This window comes from Pseudoalteromonas aliena SW19 (assembly GCF_014905615.1).
Taxonomy (GTDB): Bacteria; Pseudomonadota; Gammaproteobacteria; order Enterobacterales; family Alteromonadaceae; genus Pseudoalteromonas; species Pseudoalteromonas aliena.
In genome coordinates this window covers 19,926-37,548 of sequence record NZ_AQGU01000029.1, presented here as the reverse complement: position 1 = coordinate 37,548, position 17,623 = coordinate 19,926, and the positions used below count along the sequence as shown (strand labels likewise).

17 protein-coding genes are annotated in these 17,623 nt (G+C 38.5%); 8 read left to right on the top strand and 9 right to left on the bottom strand.

Going from position 1 to position 17,623, the window contains the following annotated elements:
* Position 1: 1 nt before the first annotated feature.
* The gene (locus PALI_RS16615) at positions 2-1,018 is read left to right on the top strand and encodes a DUF6843 domain-containing protein (RefSeq protein WP_193156767.1); all 1,017 of its coding nucleotides are present in this window, start codon (positions 2-4) and stop codon (positions 1,016-1,018) included.
* Positions 1,019-1,103: 85 nt separating this feature from the next.
* On the opposite strand, the gene PALI_RS16610 is transcribed toward PALI_RS16615, so the two are convergent.
* Positions 1,104-1,604: a lactoylglutathione lyase family protein gene (locus PALI_RS16610; RefSeq protein WP_007583656.1), complete on the bottom strand. Its 501-nt coding sequence runs from the start codon at positions 1,602-1,604 to the stop codon at positions 1,104-1,106.
* 107 nt (positions 1,605-1,711) lie between these two features.
* Between PALI_RS16610 and PALI_RS16605 the strand changes: the two genes are divergently transcribed.
* Positions 1,712-2,632, top strand: coding sequence for a LysR family transcriptional regulator (locus PALI_RS16605; protein WP_193156766.1), 921 nt, complete (start codon positions 1,712-1,714; stop codon positions 2,630-2,632).
* Here PALI_RS16605 and PALI_RS16600 read toward each other — a convergent pair.
* From PALI_RS16600 to PALI_RS16565, 8 genes are all read right to left on the bottom strand, one after another.
* Positions 2,616-3,695 carry a heparan-alpha-glucosaminide N-acetyltransferase domain-containing protein gene (locus PALI_RS16600; RefSeq protein WP_193156765.1) on the bottom strand — a complete coding sequence of 360 codons (1,080 nt, stop codon included), beginning with the start codon at positions 3,693-3,695 and terminating at the stop codon, positions 2,616-2,618. The two genes, PALI_RS16605 and PALI_RS16600, sit on opposite strands and share 17 nt — an antisense overlap.
* Positions 3,679-4,317, bottom strand: coding sequence for a (2Fe-2S)-binding protein (locus PALI_RS16595; protein ID WP_193156764.1), 639 nt, complete (start codon positions 4,315-4,317; stop codon positions 3,679-3,681). The genes PALI_RS16600 and PALI_RS16595 overlap by 17 nt, the downstream gene beginning before the upstream one ends.
* Positions 4,310-6,658, bottom strand: a complete 2,349-nt coding sequence (locus PALI_RS16590) for a GNAT family N-acetyltransferase (RefSeq protein WP_193156763.1) — start codon at positions 6,656-6,658, stop codon at positions 4,310-4,312. Before PALI_RS16590 ends, PALI_RS16595 begins: the two co-directional genes overlap by 8 nt.
* A gap of 15 nt (positions 6,659-6,673) precedes the next feature.
* Positions 6,674-7,852: an MFS transporter gene (locus tag PALI_RS16585; RefSeq protein ID WP_193156762.1), complete on the bottom strand. Its 1,179-nt coding sequence runs from the start codon at positions 7,850-7,852 to the stop codon at positions 6,674-6,676.
* Positions 7,849-9,168 (bottom strand): lysine N(6)-hydroxylase/L-ornithine N(5)-oxygenase family protein, encoded by a 1,320-nt coding sequence (locus tag PALI_RS16580; RefSeq protein ID WP_138584644.1) that lies wholly within the window; start codon positions 9,166-9,168, stop codon positions 7,849-7,851. Before PALI_RS16580 ends, PALI_RS16585 begins: the two co-directional genes overlap by 4 nt.
* Complete coding sequence (locus tag PALI_RS16575; RefSeq protein WP_138584643.1) at positions 9,168-10,709, bottom strand: pyridoxal phosphate-dependent decarboxylase family protein; 1,542 nt, start codon at positions 10,707-10,709, stop codon at positions 9,168-9,170. Before PALI_RS16575 ends, PALI_RS16580 begins: the two co-directional genes overlap by 1 nt.
* A 743-nt stretch (positions 10,710-11,452) precedes the next feature.
* The gene (locus PALI_RS16570) at positions 11,453-12,130 is read right to left on the bottom strand and encodes a haloacid dehalogenase type II (protein ID WP_193156761.1); all 678 of its coding nucleotides are present in this window, start codon (positions 12,128-12,130) and stop codon (positions 11,453-11,455) included.
* 161 nt (positions 12,131-12,291) lie between these two features.
* Positions 12,292-13,488: an alpha/beta hydrolase-fold protein gene (locus tag PALI_RS16565; protein ID WP_193156760.1), complete on the bottom strand. Its 1,197-nt coding sequence runs from the start codon at positions 13,486-13,488 to the stop codon at positions 12,292-12,294.
* Between the two features lie 269 nt (positions 13,489-13,757).
* Between PALI_RS16565 and PALI_RS16560 the strand changes: the two genes are divergently transcribed.
* The 6 genes from PALI_RS16560 to PALI_RS16540 all read left to right on the top strand — a co-directional run bounded on the left by PALI_RS16560 (position 13,758) and on the right by PALI_RS16540 (position 17,587).
* The gene (locus PALI_RS16560) at positions 13,758-13,910 is read left to right on the top strand and encodes a MerR family DNA-binding transcriptional regulator (RefSeq protein WP_193156759.1); all 153 of its coding nucleotides are present in this window, start codon (positions 13,758-13,760) and stop codon (positions 13,908-13,910) included.
* A gap of 691 nt (positions 13,911-14,601) precedes the next feature.
* The gene (locus tag PALI_RS16555; protein ID WP_193156758.1) at positions 14,602-15,192 is read left to right on the top strand and encodes a hypothetical protein; all 591 of its coding nucleotides are present in this window, start codon (positions 14,602-14,604) and stop codon (positions 15,190-15,192) included.
* 18 nt (positions 15,193-15,210) lie between these two features.
* Positions 15,211-15,885, top strand: a complete 675-nt coding sequence (locus PALI_RS20365; RefSeq protein ID WP_193157030.1) for an alpha/beta hydrolase — start codon at positions 15,211-15,213, stop codon at positions 15,883-15,885.
* Between the two features lie 84 nt (positions 15,886-15,969).
* Positions 15,970-16,713 (top strand): acyltransferase family protein, encoded by a 744-nt coding sequence (locus tag PALI_RS16545; protein WP_264299777.1) that lies wholly within the window; start codon positions 15,970-15,972, stop codon positions 16,711-16,713.
* Positions 16,680-16,991, top strand: coding sequence for an acyltransferase family protein (locus PALI_RS20275; protein ID WP_319025372.1), 312 nt, complete (start codon positions 16,680-16,682; stop codon positions 16,989-16,991). The genes PALI_RS16545 and PALI_RS20275 overlap by 34 nt, the downstream gene beginning before the upstream one ends.
* A gap of 437 nt (positions 16,992-17,428) precedes the next feature.
* Positions 17,429-17,587, top strand: coding sequence for a hypothetical protein (locus PALI_RS16540; protein ID WP_193156757.1), 159 nt, complete (start codon positions 17,429-17,431; stop codon positions 17,585-17,587).
* Positions 17,588-17,623 lie beyond the last annotated feature (36 nt).

Below are 17,623 nucleotides of genomic sequence, written 5' to 3'. Positions count from 1 at the left end.
GATGAAATCATTTTATAATATCCACCTTTTAAAAATACTGTTTATTAGCTTAATAATAGCGTTACTTTCAGCCTGTACTGAGGTAAAAAAGAGTGAACCTGCAATTTACTTAATACCTGAAGACTATGTTGGCTCTTTATACATAATATTTAACGCACCAAATGGAGAGCCACCGAAATACGAGGGCGATTCTCGCGTATATAAAATACCGCTATCGGGTGTCCTTGTTACACAAATGGATGCTAACGAGGGCTGGATTGAAAATAGTCAAATACAGTATTTTTACGTGAGTGATACAGGTGAGAGATCGCCTATAAGCGAAGACTCTTCATTGAAAAGAGGTTCGACTGAAAGCGGTGAAGAAATAAGAACTATGTACGGTGGAGGATTAGGTCATACAGTGCCAGCATATGGGTGCGATTTTATTTATCAAAACTTTACCGTTGGAACAGATTCAGAGCAAACGGACAGCAAGTACCTATTCGATATACACGAAGCAATAAAAATTGAGAATATAGACGGTAAGTTTTTTGATAGTATTTGCCCAAATCGAAAAAGATCCTCTCCTGCGATTTATCTAATACCTGAAAGCTATACTGGCACTTTTTATATTATTTATAACGTGCCAAAAGGCTCGCCATCTAAGTATGAAAATGGTGTCCCAATTTTTGAAGTACCATCATCTGGAGTCTTAATAACACAAGCAAAGGGAAGTGATGTATGGGAAGAAAACCCACCTAATTGGCACTTTTATTATGTTAATAACAAGGGCGACAGAACACCTATTAAAAAGCGATGGCATGATGATATAGAAAATACGCCTGAATTTCTCAGCAGTACGCAGCTAACGACCTTCCATGCTAGCATGGAAGGAATTATACTTTCAAAAAATTGCAGTGTTCATGCACAGTTATTTGCGGTGGGGCAAATCAGTGATATTTTTGATAGCCAATTTCAATTTGATTTAAAAGAGCATATTGATACTTCATTCTATGAAAAAGTATGCGCTAATCACTAAAATCATTCAAATAAACAACTAAGGCCGCAGTAATAAATACGGCGGCCTTTGTTTTTAGCTAAATGCTTTTTAAGCTAGGTGCGACTTAATAAGCGCCTGCGCTGTATATAAGCTCGTAGCTGTGGCTGTAAATTTCAAGGATGTTGCCAAACGGGTCTTCCATGTAGATCATGCGGTATGGCTTTTCGCCAGGGTAGTAATAGCGCGGGGCTTGCATACGTTTTTTACCGCCAGCTTCTACAATACGCTCAGCTAAGCCTTCTACATCAGGGTCTTGAACACAGAAATGGAAGATGCCTGTTTTCCAGTATTCAAAGTTATCTTTTGGGTTTTCTTGGTTTTTAAATTCAAAAATTTCTACACCAATACGATCGCCTGTTGAAAGGTGCGCTATTTTGAATTTTTCCCATTTTTCACCAAATACTTCGGTACACATTTCGCCAATGGGGCTTTTGTCTTCGGTTATTAAAGTGGGTTCCATTATTGTGTACCAACCCATAACCTTAGTGTAAAACTCAACGGCTTTTTCAACGTCGGGGACCGAAATACCAATGTGCGAAAAACTACGTGGGTATGTATGACTCATAATGCTTCCTCTTTAACTTATCTTGTGACTAGTTGATAGAGTTAGTTTACGAATTGAACAATATTAAGTAAAATTATCATTAATCATCATTTTGAGTACGTTTTGTAATGATAAATCCGACATGGTTAAACACATTTTGCACCTTGGTTGAGGTAAATCACTTTACTCAAACGGCTGAACGCTTATTTATGACGCAGTCTGGCGTAAGCCAGCATATTAAAAAGCTAGAGCAACAAGTTAACTGCGCTTTACTTGAGCGCCACGGCAAGCAGTTTTCGCTCACCGTGCATGGACAAAACTTATATCAGCAAGGCAGTTTGTTATTAAAAGAATGGCAATTTTTAGAACAACAATTAAAAGATGATTTGCCTTACAGCGGGCTGGTAAAAATACAATCACCGGGGAGTTGTGGGCTACAATTTTACAGCCAGTTATTAGCGCTACAAGCTACGCACCCAAAGCTAACTATTGATTACCGCTTTGCACCAAACACAAGTGTAGAGCAAGCCGTGGCAAACTATAGCGCCGATATAGGTTTTCTAACCCAAATGCCGACGCTTAGTGAAGTTACCAGCCACAAAATAGGCGAAGAAGCTTTATTATTAGTGACCCCCGCAAATATTGAAAACCCAACGTGGGAGGTTTTATGTGAACTTGGCTTTATTGGCCACCCCGATGCAAAACACCATGCACAGCTTTTACTTAGCGAAAACTACAGTGAATTTGAACATGTTGATCAAATAAAGCAGACGGGGTTTTCTAACCAAATAAGTTTAATATTGGAACCTGTAAGTTTAGGGCTAGGCTTTACCGTTTTACCTGCTCATGCAGTTAGTGCATTTAATAAACCTGCGCTTATAAAAACGCACCATTTAGCCAACCCAATTAGCGAGAATATTTATGTGTGCCATCATCGCAATAGGCCAATGGCAAAGCGCATGCACACAGTTATCGAATCGATAAAACAAACTAGGGCGCTTAAAGTCGCGCCCGTAAAGCCCCTTTACAGTTTTAAGCAGTGCGTTTAGTTTTTTGCATAACGCCTATAGTAGTGCGTTTGCTTTGCAAATAGAGTTTATGTACTGCAAAGGTAAGTAAACTCACAAGCACCATCAAGTACAACGTTGGCCAAAGCGTAAGAGTATGGTAACCAAATACTCCCATCAGCCAGCAAATAAGTACCCATTGAATAACATAAAGAGCCGTTACATGTTTGCTCGCATATAAAAGAGCACGTGTAATAGGTCCACTACTTTTATTGGCAAATAGGTATTGTAATAACGCAAGTGCACATAAATTTAAACCGATTAAATAACTAATGCCCCCACCGTTTAAATGAAAGAAATTCCCAAACTGACCTTTAAAATCAACGGCTAGCCAAGCAGCACCAACAATAAGTAAAGCTCCACCAAGCCAAGCACATACTTTGTATAAGTATTGCTCATCCTTTTGCTTTTGCTGATATATTCGCCCTAGAACATAGCCCGTCAATATGGCGCTTATCCATGGAAATACCGGAAAGTATACTTGATAATTATTAGCAAAAAATAAATCACTTACATAGGGTAAAAGCGTAAATTGAGACCCTCTAACAAACTCACTACTTAATGCAATCGCAACAGCTAAAGTGGCAATCCAATGTGTTTTCCAGCGCGCGATATTAAGCACTGCAAACAGGACTAAACTAACACCGGCAAGCTGTAAAATATCACCCGTTAGTAACATAAATTTTAGTTGCTCTGAATTTAAAGGGCTTTGCCATCCGTAAGCATTAATAAACGATTCAGGCATAGTGTTAAACACCTCAATAGGCAGCCAAAATTTAGCTGCGTTCATAACATACCCAAGTAACAATAATTGAGCGCCGCGCTTTGCTAAAAGCCATGGCGCTTGCCTGCGCGAAAGCGCCATTGAGATCCCCATAGCGACTAAGAAAGACGCCGTGCCTTTTCCTAATATATGAATAACAGTACCAAATAGACTGCTACCTTGCAGATCTGGTGTTGCGAACATCCACAAGGTATGCACGATGATCATTATAAAAACGCTCGCACCACGGGCAAGATCGATGGTTTTAAGACGTTGGTTCATTATTTTTAGAATCCTTTTTTGGACAGGTTTGGCACTTGTCATATCCAGCCAAATAATAACGACAACACGTTAAACGCAAAGGTAGAGGCTCAAATAAAATAGTGAGTTCAAATCCTTGGCAAATAAGTGAATGTAATTGCTTATGGCAGTAAGTAATATGTGTGGTGTGTGCTATAGCTAAGCTATTTGCGCGCTGTATAGCGTTATTTAATGTGTCGAGCAATAATCGCCCTTGCTCTTTTTGACTAAGCGCTAGGTCGGTATTAATCCATTGCCCTACCTGCGTGAAAAAGCGGATAAGCGCAGCAAATTGCATCTTTTTATTCGCAGTTGATGCATGGCTAAAACTTAAACCCCGACAATACGCGCCATGTAAATGCACTAAGGTGTGTGTGGGCATAACGGGACTTTGCTTTTTTGTTAACCAATAGGTGTAAGCGTAAATACTTTGCCAGCATAGCTGCAAAAATAAATGTCGACTTACAAATTGATCAGGAGCACTTGGGTAGTGCTCCTTACAACGTTGAGCTAATAAACGCACCAATGTTAAGCTAGGAACAAGGCCATTTTCAGGCTCATTACTACTAAACAAAAAGTGCGCTAGTGTACCGTGTTTAGCCATAAAGCGAAGACGCCACAGGGTTATTTAAACTTCCTGCAAACTGCAAGCTACCGGCAGGGTCTGCTAAATCAACCATTTGCTTATTATTTCCAAGCTGTAAACGGTTTAAACATGAATGAGCAAACTCGTCACTAAAAAAGTCATACTCTTTAAATCGCTCATTTAGCGCAGGGGTTGCATGCTGATACGCTTTAACACTTTGCGATACACATTGCCAAAATTCATGCTCCGTAATGCGTTTTTCACGTACTAAAATAGCCACTAAATATCTAAAAAAGCAGTCAAACACATCAGTAAAAATACTCAATAACTCATGCTCTTTAGGCATAGTAATATGAATACGTTTTACGCCTTCAGGGAGTTGTTCATCACTGTTGAGCAGTGCTACTTCTTCGCCAATGTCTTTCATGTAAGCACCTACCGGCACTGAGTTTTTAAGCTTTAATATAAGGTTTTCGCCATGCGGCATAAACACTAATTTATGTGCGTAAAAACAATGTACTAAAGGAATAAGGTACACATTAAAGTAAGCTTGTAACCAATTGTTTGTACTCAAACCACTTTGATCTAGCCATGCCCCGACCATACTTTGGCCGTTATTATCTAAGTGTAATAAGGCCGCCATAGTCGTTAGTTGTTCATCACTGTTGAGGTTATGATTTGGGTTTTCACGCCAAAGGCATGCAAACATTTTTCGATACGCGGTATCACCCAATGCGCTTTGCTCAAACGTGTGGTGTGCGTAGCCTAGCGTAGCGTACTCTCTAAGGGCGACAAAGTTAGTCGCCTTCAGTTGTGTATCTTGACTTACTTTATCAAACACCCAATCGTTAATAAGAGGCGTTACTGCCATGTACGCACGAGAAAGCCCTCGCATAAAGCCCATATTTAAAATTGATAATGCCACTTTTAAATAAGGTTTGTGCGGGTGCGAGCTATTATATAAAGTACGAATAGATTGCTGCGCTTGATACAAGTCATCACCTTGGCCTAAATACACTAATCGCTCACTGGCCAGCTCGTTGGCAAATACAACACTTAGCTTATTTTGCCATTGCCAAGGGTGTGCAGGCATTAATAGATAGTCGTCTAAATTTAGGTTTTTATTTTTTAAAGCGGCACTAAAATGATCGCGAGTAGTTAAATCAAGTTCACCGTTTATATGACTCTCGTAATCAGCAAAATATTTACTATGCGCAAATGTACACACACTTTTGTGCGCTGCTAACCAAATTACTTTAAAGTGCTTACCAACCTCTGGTGCATAGCGTAAAAAATCGCTTTTGCTAAACCCAATACGACCATTATTAGCGATAAAAGCAGGGTGCCCTTCGCTCATTGCTGATTCTATTTGTTGTAAACCTTGTTGCGCTAATTGCTCTGCACTGGTTGTATTGTTTTCACGTTTAAAGCATGCACTGGCAAGTGTGGCATTCAATTCCTCAAGATACGTTGCCAAACGCTCGCCCGTTAAGCCAAGTAAAGGCCCTTGCATACTAAAAAAGCGAAGTACATCGAGTGGCTTTTGCTCGTTACTTGAGTTGTAAAAACATAAGCTTGGTTCATCTATGTCTATGTGGTTAAGCGCCATAGCGCGGCCACTAAAGGTAAAATACCCTCCTTCAACATTTACTTGCCACGTTTGATTTATTTGCTCAGCTATTAAAAGGCGCTCATGTACAAGCTCCGTTAATGCCTTGCTTTGCAAATGCCTATTAGCCCACTGCCAATGTGAATGCTTAACATAATCAGTATTTAACGGTATTAGCATTTGCGCAAATAATTGGGTGTGCCTGTCAAAAGCAGCCTTATCGCAAAACCCTAAATAAGCTTGCTTTTTGCCAAGCTGAATGTGCTGCGTATGCACAAATCCTAAGCGTTTATTTAGGGTATGAATTTTATTATTCGCTATATCGGGTTCTACGACCACTCGCGCTGCTGCGTTGTTAGCAAAAATACTCTGTAGCACGCACTGCATCATTTCAAAACTAAAATGGCGTTTTGGTGAAGTATTTGGCGAGAGTAAAATATGCATACCCACATCGTGTTTTTGCGCTTTGTAAGCCGCTTTCATTAAACTATCTTGCGCTGGATCGTATAGCTCAACAAGCGCTAATAACTCATTATTTTGCTCTATAGCATATGCATGATGATGAGCATTACTTATAATGTCTTGATAGGCGTTACGCATTTGCTGTTCTGTTTGGTTATTCATACCCCAAAAGTGCGCATAAGGTTGCTTAAGCCAAGTACAAATAATTGACATATCAGTTGGCTGCAATAAACGTATGGTTACCTTGCCGGTATGCTCAAGCGTGGTTGAAAATGATGAAAAATACATAAAATCTCCGAAAAATTAAGACGCAATACGTGCAGTGCGACCTGCAAACTTAACTCGCCACAATAAAAGTAATGCAAGCCCAGTAAAGCCAATGGCTGCAAAGTAAAAGGGCACTGTGCTAGAAAACTGCTCTACGCTTACACCCACAAGTAATGAGGCAAAAATAACCCCAACATTTTGCGCTATGTGTACTTTAGAAAAGTCACTGCCATAATGCGCGGGCTCACTTTTTGCAAACAGCATTACTTCTAAAAGCACCATGACTTGAAATAACGCAATGCCATATAAAACCCGAGCCAAAATAACTAACATCACTTGTTGCTGAGCCTGAAAGTAAAGCCCAAGCGCTGCAAATGCCATTGCACACAACAGCGTAGAATTGCGGCTCATTGTCGGCCATAGCAAACGGTGTCTAAAGTGATTAAAAATAAGCATAGAAAGCGCAGCAAAAGCAGGAATGGCATAAACAAGTGCGCTTTCAAATGGGCTACTTTGCACGCTTAATGTTTGCCAATGGGTTGTAAAAAATGGCCGAATTAAAAATGCGCTAAAGTAAACCACCACACTTAAAAAGCAAAACTGCCAAATAAAGTAAGGAGTACGTGTACGCGGTTTTTCAGATTCGATTGCCTGTTGGTGTATACCTATTTTTAACGAAACCATTAAATAGGCACATAAAAGTACTTGTATTAAATCGCCTGCACCACTTAGCAATAACGCATAACGTGGCTCACCTAACCCTAAAAAATAGCCGCCAATTAACGCGCCACCAATAGCGCCAAAGTGCATAAGAACCGAAAACAAACCTATAATCGATAAATGCTGACGCTGCTGCGCTAGTCGCAGTGCAAAAGGGTAAATGAGTAAATAACTGGCTTTAAAAACAAGCATTAACTGGTAGTAAAGCCAAAACTCCCAAGCCGTGTTTGCAAAATAGCAAAGCACGCCAAGCAGGGCAGCAATAACTTGTGTTACTAGCCATAAGGCAAGCTCATGGTATTTTTTAGCTACTTTAGCCCAAAGAGGTAAAGCAAGCATGACTGTTACGCAGCAGTTAGCTACAAATAAACCAATCAGGGAAGGGTCTTGTATAGCAAATTCGCTGGCAAAAAATTGCGGGTAAAACGGCAGTAGCAAGGTATCGCATACAACCGAAATAAGCGTCAGCAAAATAAGGGCAATGCGTAAACTCATGCGGCATTACTCTTTTGCTGTTCAATAGTATCAACATCACTTAAATCAAAGCACTGAAACGCAATTTTTTGTTCTACTTGGTATGGCGCATAACCCAAAATTTCACGTAAAATAATGCTGTTTCGATAACACGCCATGCCTAAGTCTGGCGTTACAAAACCATGCGTATGTTGCTCTGCGTTTTGTACAAAAATCTGCTTTTGCGCTTTATCAACTGCATACTCACGACTCACAATGTAGCGCCCGTGTGCATCTTTTGGTAGCTGCTCAGAAATACCATCTAAAAACGCAGGTCGAGAATATTTAAACCCAGTAGCACAAAGTAAATAATCGGTTTCTATTTCAAAGTGTTGATCAAGCTCATGATGATAAAAATCTGTAAGTAATCGCTCACCTATTTTTTTCACGCCGCTGAGCTTGCTGTTAGTTTTAAAGGTGGTTGTAATTGGGCCATCTAGGCTTTGCTCGTAGAGCGTGTCAAAAATGTTGTTAATTAAATCGCCGTTAATGCCCTTAAACAGATTTTTTTGGCTTTGATTAAGCCAATCACGTTGCTCGGTTTTTAAATTATAAAAATAATCTACATACTCAGGAGAGGTCATTTCCAGCGTCAGTTTAGTGTATTCAAGCGGAAAGTAACGCGGTGAACGCGCAATCCAATCTAGCTGCAATCCATTGGGTACAGCTTGCTGTAATAATGTTTGATAAATTTCAGCGGCACTTTGCCCTGCACCCACAACTGTTACGCGCTTTGCTTGCTTTAATTCGTCAAGGCGATGACAAAAATCACTACTGTGCATTACATTAGCCGAGTTACTTGCCGTGGCGCACTCAGGAATATATGGCGCAGGGCCAGTTCCTAGCACCAAGTGACGAGTAACATAACTTTGCACGCCATTTAGTGTGTTGCAAGTTACCGTATAGCATTTACTTTGCTCACAAAATTGTACTTGTGTAACCGTTTGTTCAAAAGCCACATTTGAAAGTTGAGAACACACCCATTGGCAATATAAATTGTACTCACGTCTTAATAAAAAAAAGCTCTCACGAATGTAAAACGGGTAAAGGCGATGATTAAGTTTAGCGTAATTTAAAAAGCTATATTTGCTCGTTGGATCGGCAAGCGTCACCAAATCCGACATAAATGGCGTTTGCAATGTAACCCCTTCAAGCATCATACCTGGGTGCCAATCAAATAGACTGCGCTGTTCTAAAAACAAACTCTTAACTTCGCCCAGAGGTTCGCTTAAACAAGCCAGCGATAAGTTAAATGGACCCAAGCCAATAGCAATAAAATCGTAAGGTTCAGTATTCATTACACTTGCTCCTGTTTATAAGCCTGCCAAGCAATATCACTTATTTGATCAATAACGGCACGTATATCACTAAGCTGGCATAAAGCGTTAAGTAACGTAAATTTAAGGTAGTGACGCCCGCCAACTTTAGTGCGAGCAATCATGGCTTCGCCGGTTTTTAAAAAAGTGCTGCGTACGTGTAAATTTAACGCATCGAGTAAGTCTGGGTCAGTTTGTAAATCAGCGGGGGCAAAGCGAAATACTAAGGCGCTAAGTTCAGGATAATTAATAACTTCAAAATCGGGATGATCGTTCAATACAATATGCGTTTGGCGCGCAAGCCCGATAACTTTATCAAACGCATACCCAAGAGGCGCTTCGCCTATTGTTCGTAGCGTAAGCCATAATTTTAATGCGTCAAATCGGCGGGTGGTTTGTAAGCTTTTATCAACCAAATTAGGCACGCCGTTACCAGCCTCAGCCAACGGGTTTAAGTAATCGGCATATAATGTAATATGGCTAAAGTAGCGCTTATTGCTTAATAAAAATGCACTGCAACTAACTGGCTGCATAAATGATTTATGATAATCGATTGTGATTGAATCGACCTTTTCAATGCCATTTAAAGCATTTCGGTGGTTTTCGCTAACTAATAATCCGCCACCATACGCTCCATCTACATGACACCATAGCTGCTCTTGCTTAGCCAAAAGTGCAATGTCGTTTATGGGATCTATAGAGCCAAAATCAGTAGTACCAGCGGTGATCACCACTGCAATAGGTAATTCGCCTTGCGCCTTACTAGTTGAAACCGCTGTTTTAAGTGCATCTAAATCCATTTGCATTTTACTGTTGGTTGCAACGGGTACAACCGCGTCGTAACCGAGCCCTAATAACGCAGCGGCTTTTTGAATACTAAAGTGCGCCACCTCAGAGCAATAAATACGAAAGCGAGATGCAATTGCTGGTAACCCTTGCAGTTTTACTTCATGCCCTGGCGCATAGCGTTCAACGGCTACCTCACGTGCAACAAGCATTGCCATTAAATTCGATTGTGTGCCACCACTGGTAAATACACCATCAGCGGTACTAGGAAAATCTGCTTTTTGACAAGTCCAATCTATTAGCTTTTGCTCTATCAGCGTTGCCCCTGCACTTTGATCCCACGTATCTACCGAAGTATTAATAGCAGCAATAATATGCTCAGCCACAACAGCAGGATAAGTAACAGGGCAATTTAAATGTGCCATATAGCGAGGGTGGTGAAAGTACACAGCATGATCTAAATAAACACTTTTTAGCTCGTCAAGCACTGCCGGAAAATCGGCAAGTGGTTTTGACAAATCAACATCGTTAAGTGTTTTAGCCAATGTACTTACCGACACTCCAGAAAACGGCTTTTGTGCTTTGGCCATAGCCTGCTGCACTGCAGATAACCCTTGTAGTGATGCTATTTGGTAATTAATAAACTGCTCTAAATTAAACTGAGGGGGTAATTCGTTTTGCTCAAAAAGGGGTTGGTTCTCGACTGCATTTAGTTGCAGGCTTTGTGACTGGGACACGTTCGATCCTTAAAGGTACTCATTTTGGGTGCGGAGATCTTAATGGTAACAATTTTCATTTGCAATAGTTAAAATGGATGAGTTACTGTATTTTTATATTCTAAAAAATATTAAACTCTTTCAATAAAATCTATTTTTAACAGTGACTTGTAAAAAATAAAGAGGATGAAAAATATAACTAAATAAAATAAAATAAAAATTATTTTTAAATGATTTGATGCTCTTATTTAAAATAAAAAACAGTCTGAATCCTGTCAAAAAACCACTAAAACTTAAATTTTAATGGCATTGATAGCTTTCTAGAATTAAATATACGAGGTTATTTGGGGCTACTAAAGATTTAGTATGTAAACCCCCTTTACACCTATCGTGCGTGCACAATAAGTGTAAAGGTTATTACTAGGGCGAGTTGACCTTTCGTGATTTATTTTGCAGCAGACTGTTTGGTATTTAGGCAAGGCAGAGCCTGTGTAGTGTGGTTATTCCCCATAAATAGGCGATAACGCAGCATAAATGCCAAACATGCGCTGCCCTTTGGGTTCTTTCTAGAGACGATTAACTCTTTGTTGCTCGATTTTTACTTAGCCCACTAGGTTACAAACCTCGCGCCGCGATTAAATCGTCCCTAGATTGAACAAATTTCAATCCACAAAGGTCAACACGCCCTAGAGTCTTATTTATCTATTAAATCAGAGGGCTTATTTTACGAGTTAAATTAGTTCAAATATTTATGCTAATTACCGTTAGTTAACGCTTTTTAGCTTTTCTTTTAAGTCGAGTAAGTCGGTTGCAATAGTGGTCGGTTGTATTTCCCATGGATCAAAAATAGCCCCGTCAGAGCGCTTAATCCACGCGGCGCGCATACCATGCGATATTGCGCCAGTTACATCAAACGGGTTGCTTGATATAAGCCAAGTATTAGCACCCGTTGAATTTGCTTCACGTAAAAAATGGCTATACACACCAGGGTTTGGTTTAAAGGTTTTAATATCATCGGCGCTGATAACGTCTTCAAAAAGATCACTAATATCGGCTGTTTCTAACAAAGTATGAACCGCACTGGCAGCACCATTAGAAAACGCAAATAAGCGATAGCCTTGTGCTTTTAAGCTCTCAAGGCCCGCTTTTACATCGTCGAATGCGGGGAGGGTTTTATAACGCTCTAGCAGCTGTACTTTTTGTTCCTCGCTTAGTTCAGTTTTATGCGCTAGGCAGGCATAATCGAGGGCGTGTTTTGTACATAGCGAAAAGGGAACATAATTTTGCATTAAGCCACGTCTGAATGAGTACTCTAATTGCTTTTCTCGCCACGTATTTGAAAATACTTGGGCGTTGTTGCCTATCATGTCGTCGAGTAACGTAAGTACGCCATGAGTATTTATTAGCGTACCGTATACGTCAAATGCCAGTGTAGTTGCCATGTTTGCTCCGCAATAAATTAAGTTAGATTTAGCTTATATACTCGCAGCTTAACTTATTTTGAACAAACGCTCAAACAAGGTGAGTTAATCATATTTATAAATGCTCACGTCATCAAAAAGCGAACATTTATAAACTATACTGGTATACCATTAGCCACTATTTATTGTTGTAACAGCGCAATAAGTCTGTTTTTACGAGCTAGGTAAACATCGTAACCAAGGTAATTTTTATCAACAAGAGCTAATGCTTTTTTTACTTGTTCAAGAGACTCTTGGTACATTCCGCTACTTTCATAACCATATGCTAAGCCATTGTAAGCATCTGCTGTATTTGGATAAAGAGATATCCCATACTTAAAAATCTTTATGGCTTGATCTAATTCACCTATATTTACAAAATGATAGCCGAGCTCTCTGATCATTGATTCCTGAGGGGCAATTTTCTCACCATGTTGAGCAGATAAACGCTGATAATATGTAGCAATTGAATGAGTTTCGCCTGTGTATGCACTAACTGGCATTTGTAGCGGTAAAAACAGCTTTTGATAGGCATTAAATGCTCCCGCAGCAAATGTAAGGCCATGAGGCACGTTATCAAACGATTCACTAATAAAAGTAAGCGCCTTTGGAGTATTCGCTTTTAAAAACATATTCATATCGTCGTAGCGTTCTCGCATTATGCCGCTCTCTTGGCCTATATTCATATACAAATAATTAGGCAGTGTTTTGCTATTAGCAAAAAATGCTTTGGTGCTTTTTGCCGTAGCGCCGTAATTCCACCACACTGCGGGGCTATAAGCTATGTGAGCTTGAAATAAATCTGGGTTCGTTTGAAAGGCATAAAGTACAAATACGCCAGCAGCAGACGCACCTGAAATCACTTTAAAATCATGAGTACGGTACTTCTCATTAACCAATGGAATAAGCTCAGTTTCAATAAATTCAAGAAACCTTGCCGCGCCGCCGCCCAAACCAACGGGGCCTGCTGATTCCTCATTTTTAGTTGGGTACAAGTCTCTTAACCTATCCGTATTTTCAATTGCCACAATAATCACTTCAGGCGCGGCCTTAGTAAAAGCGGTATGTAAATGCGCTAAAACTGGCGTCATATAAGCAAGGTTTTCTTTACCATCGAGTCGATAAATTACGGGGTATTTTTTATCAGGATTTTTATGGTAACTTTTAGGGAGTTGAATAGTTACAGTTCGCTCTTGTGCAAGTGCTTTAGAGGCTAATACTTGGGTATGTTGCTCATAGCCATTACTCGTATTTGTTATTTGCACAGCAACAACGGGAGCTGCAAACAATGACGCAAAAATAAAAGCCGCAATAAGCTGATAAACATTCCTGTACTTCATACTAATTAGTCCATTTATTCAATTGATTCTTGAAGTTAGCACACTATATGGTGTTTTTAAATCGTTGAATTTTCATCCATAAAGTAATATTGCCTCTTTGTAAGTTTTATTTATTTAGTCAGTTTTACAACCAATAGTTACAGTATAGTTATTTTGATGCTGGCTATTTAGCTTTTAAAAGTGTAATTGTCTATCTCAATCGTGGAGTAAGTTGGCTGCCTATTTTATACCTGTGTCACATAATCTCATCTGCAAAATAAGGAAATGTAATGTTTATTAATCAGGCATCTAAACTATCTGGTGCAACTCAAAGAGCAATTAGGCTATATGAAGAACTTGGGTTAATGAAAGTCTCTAGAACAGGGAAATACCGTATTTATAACCAAGATAATATAAACTCTTTAAATATGAGGGTTAAGTAAATTTCTGTAATTACCATCAATATAATGGCAATTAAAAAAAGAAACACCCAATAAAATGTCTGCTCATTATCGTCCCCCTAAATCGTATCGCTGTTTAGCTAACTTATTTTGGCGATTATCTTCTAATTTAAAAGTAAATTTTGTGGCACAGCATTCAAAGATTAATTAAAGTGAGTGTCAGTTTTGTTTTTTAGCTTAACTTTTCGGGATAGACTTTGAATCATCCGATATAAGCGAAAACGGTTATTAATTATAGTGTATGAAATCGAAGATTTGACCCTAGGGCGTGTTGACCTTTGTGGATTGAAATTTGTTCAATCTAGGGACGATTTAATCGCGGCGCGAGGTTTGTAACCTAGTGGGCTAAGTAAAAACCGAGCAACAAAGAGTTAATCGTCCCTAGAAAGAACCCAAAGGGCAGCGCATGTTTGGCATTTATGCTGCGTTATCGCCTATTTATGGGGAATAACCACACTGCATAGGCGCTGCCTTGCCTAAATATCAAACAGTCTGCTGCAAAATCAATCACGAAAGGTCAACAGGCCCTGGCGATTTTTGGATTTTTACTTAATGAGACAATCGCCGAGGGCTTAGGTCGGCAAGATATAATTGAAACATTACAAGAGATAGGTGAGGAGCTTGCCAACGGCACATTCCCTATTACTAAATTTTTAACTCAGGCTAATGTGTGATGTCAGATAAATTTAACAAAGTATTTAGTGTAAGCGTTGAGCCTGATGAACTTTTACTGCTCAATGAAACAGGCTTCGAGCCAATAATTCAGTTAAAGAAAGGTCAGCTTCTACTATTTGATGGTAGCAGTATAAGAGATAATTGGAGAACTTTAGGCGTTGATTGGTTAATTGAGCCTCGTGTTGCACATCAAAACTTAGCTAAACCCGATGTAGCTGGATTAGGTGCGTCAACTTTTGTTGTATCACCTAAATTTTCACATTTATTTTTAAGTGGTTTTGGTAAGAATATTGAGCTACTTGAATGTAATTTAAATGATGAGCAGTGGTTTGCATTTAATGTAGTCGGTTTTGACAAAGCGCTCAATGAAGACCACACCATGCGCAATATAAGAAATGGTAAGCCAAGTAGGGTAGGAAAATTTAAGAAAATGGTGCTCACAAAAAATGCTATTGATAATCCTGAGCTATTTAGAATAAGAGAAGTCGGCCTTCAATATTTTACAACAGATGCGAAAAATAGTTTATATACATTAGTAAAAGAAAATAATATTAAAGGGTTATACTTTAATAAGGTTGAAATAGTGTAGTTTCACACTTGTAGCTTTATAAAGGTATGGTATGTTTCAAAAAAATTTTTATTATTTTTACTTTTTAGTTCATTTAGCTATGGTGGTGAAGTATTTGAGAGCCTCCCTGACAAAATAAACTCATCAGATAAATATGTTTTCTATTCTCACGGACTTATTGTAGAGGGCACAGATCCCACGCCTATTCATGAGCGCTGGGGGCAATATAATTTTCCAGCTATTAAAAAGGAACTTGCTGACTTAAGCTATCATTTAATTGCTACTCATCGACCTGCTAAAACCCATCCTTTTAAATATGCTGAACAGCTATCTAAGCAAGTAACTAAATTACTAAAAAATGGCGTACCTGCAAGCAATATATCCTTAGTTGGCTTTTCCCGTGGTGGTTTTATTACGGCAATTGCATCGAGCAATTTAAAAAACATGGATATTAACTTTGTGATCTTAGCGGCTTGTACCAGCGGATTAGCTAAAAAAGCAGAAATAGATATTTATGGTCATTTATTTTCAGTATTTGAAACGTCTGATTCTGTTGGTTCGTGTGACCATGTAGTTGCTAGGAGTGTTGGTACTGTTAGTTTTTATAAAGAAATTTCGATTTCAACGGGTAAAGAACATGGCGCTTTTTTCATTCCCAGAAAAGAATGGATAGTACCCGTTAAAGCCTGGTTAAAACGTAAAAAACCTCAGTAGTATTGTATAAGATCTAAGCTCATACAGCCGATAATTCAATTTGAACAACTTAAAAAATAATAAGCTAAGGATTAAATCAACTTCATGGAAATTAGAAAATTAAACTCTTTAAGAGCTTTAGCTGCCCTTATTGTATTTGTTACCCACTTTTCAGATATAACTCATTGGTTAAATGGTTCCTTAGGCGGTGGTTCTGGAGCCTATGGCGTAATGTTATTTTTCCTTCTTAGTGGGTTTTTAATGTCACTTCTCTATTTAGACACCAAGTTTAGCAGAGCAAACATTGGACAATACCTATTAGCTAGAGCCGGACGAGTTTTACCTTTATACCTTGTAATTGTTTTTAGCTCTTATTTATTAACTCAAAATAATTATGACATTTTATACAACATAACTGACCTTAATTCGTTAATAGGCCACCTTTTGTTTACACACGGCGAAAGCGTGCTTTGGTCTATTCCACCAGAAATACAATTTTATATCATATTTGTAGCTTTCTGGTTTTTAGTAGACGATAGGAAAGGGTATATATATTTACTAATCGTGGCCTTTTTGGTGTCTTGGTATTTGGCTGATTTCCCTCGATTATTTGGTGAAATTGAAAGTATCCCTTACAACTTTTTTAGTACTTTAAGAACGTTCCCGTACTTTTTTATTGGCGTTATATTTGGTTTGCATTACAAATCACTTAAAGTACCAAGTTATATGAAGAGCAACTGGTTTATATTAGTTTTGTGTTTAATACCTCTGTTGTATCCTGAGTTTTCACCTATTAACGAGGCTGATAAAAAAAGATGTGGCTTAGTTATGAAGTTCTATTTGTTATGAGCACAGTATTCTTTTGTGTTGTTTTTTTAGTACCAAACAATAATATTTTTTTAGCAAATAAGATTGGTGATTTTTTAGGTAAAGTGTCTTATTCATTCTATTTATTGCATATGCCTATTATCGGAATGGTTAATAAGTTTAATTTAAATACTGAACTTAAGCTGTTGTTATCATTGAGCTTGAGTGTGTTTTTTGCGTATATATCGTACGTTTTCTTTGAAAGGCCTATTGCAAATAAAATTAGAAGCCTTTCGAATAAAAAGCAGATCAAAATTTAGTTTTTACACATTTAAGGAAAAGAAAGAATGTTTTTTAAGTTTATTAAGCTGGCCTTTGCTGCGTAAGCGTCTAGCTAACCTAGTAGGAATGCAAGCACTCACTAGTAGCCTGCACAGCCAAACCAGGCACCAACTCTAATTCATCAAGCAAAGCTGTATTATTAGATTTACTTTTTAGGTTAATAATTAATGTTTTACGACTACGTTACTTTTATTTCATCCAGTAAATAAGCAATTATCACTCTTAAACCTGAATTACACGCATAAAAATAACTGCATGATACAGTTTCAACTTTTCTACTGAGTAATTTAAGTTTTAAGCAAGTAGACCCTGAACCTGTCAGTGTAGATTACGATAAAATAATGGACATTATTGAAGATTAGTGATGTCTATTATAATGTGAAAATTCAAAAATATAGTTAATAGGGCATCTAGTATGGCGCAAGACAAAATATGGTTGGAAATTAGGGAAAAGAATCAGAAAGAAAATAAAAGAATGCTAGATGCCGCTATCAAAGAATCGGCTGAGATAGATAAAGAACCCTTTGATTTGCAAGAGCTTAAAAAATATTGGAGCTTTAGGTATGAAAAGTAGTTAAATGAAGAGCAACTTAATAGAGCAATGCAAGAT

Excerpts from the sequence above, each read along its gene's own strand:
- PALI_RS16615 (WP_193156767.1), top strand. The coding sequence starts at position 2 with ATGAAATCATTTTATAATATCCACCTTTTAAAAATACTGTTTATTAGC.
- PALI_RS16610 (WP_007583656.1), bottom strand. The coding sequence starts at position 1,604 with ATGAGTCATACATACCCACGTAGTTTTTCGCACATTGGTATTTCGGTC.
- PALI_RS16605 (WP_193156766.1), top strand. The coding sequence starts at position 1,712 with ATGATAAATCCGACATGGTTAAACACATTTTGCACCTTGGTTGAGGTA.
- PALI_RS16600 (WP_193156765.1), bottom strand. The coding sequence starts at position 3,695 with ATGAACCAACGTCTTAAAACCATCGATCTTGCCCGTGGTGCGAGCGTT.
- PALI_RS16595 (WP_193156764.1), bottom strand. The coding sequence starts at position 4,317 with ATGGCTAAACACGGTACACTAGCGCACTTTTTGTTTAGTAGTAATGAG.
- PALI_RS16590 (WP_193156763.1), bottom strand. The coding sequence starts at position 6,658 with ATGTATTTTTCATCATTTTCAACCACGCTTGAGCATACCGGCAAGGTA.
- PALI_RS16585 (WP_193156762.1), bottom strand. The coding sequence starts at position 7,852 with ATGAGTTTACGCATTGCCCTTATTTTGCTGACGCTTATTTCGGTTGTA.
- PALI_RS16580 (WP_138584644.1), bottom strand. The coding sequence starts at position 9,168 with ATGAATACTGAACCTTACGATTTTATTGCTATTGGCTTGGGTCCATTT.
- PALI_RS16570 (WP_193156761.1), bottom strand. The coding sequence starts at position 12,130 with ATGGCAACTACACTGGCATTTGACGTATACGGTACGCTAATAAATACT.
- PALI_RS16565 (WP_193156760.1), bottom strand. The coding sequence starts at position 13,488 with ATGAAGTACAGGAATGTTTATCAGCTTATTGCGGCTTTTATTTTTGCG.
- PALI_RS16560 (WP_193156759.1), top strand. The coding sequence starts at position 13,758 with ATGTTTATTAATCAGGCATCTAAACTATCTGGTGCAACTCAAAGAGCA.
- PALI_RS16555 (WP_193156758.1), top strand. The coding sequence starts at position 14,602 with ATGTCAGATAAATTTAACAAAGTATTTAGTGTAAGCGTTGAGCCTGAT.
- PALI_RS16545 (WP_264299777.1), top strand. The coding sequence starts at position 15,970 with ATGGAAATTAGAAAATTAAACTCTTTAAGAGCTTTAGCTGCCCTTATT.
- PALI_RS20275 (WP_319025372.1), top strand. The coding sequence starts at position 16,680 with ATGTGGCTTAGTTATGAAGTTCTATTTGTTATGAGCACAGTATTCTTT.
- PALI_RS16540 (WP_193156757.1), top strand. The coding sequence starts at position 17,429 with ATGGCGCAAGACAAAATATGGTTGGAAATTAGGGAAAAGAATCAGAAA.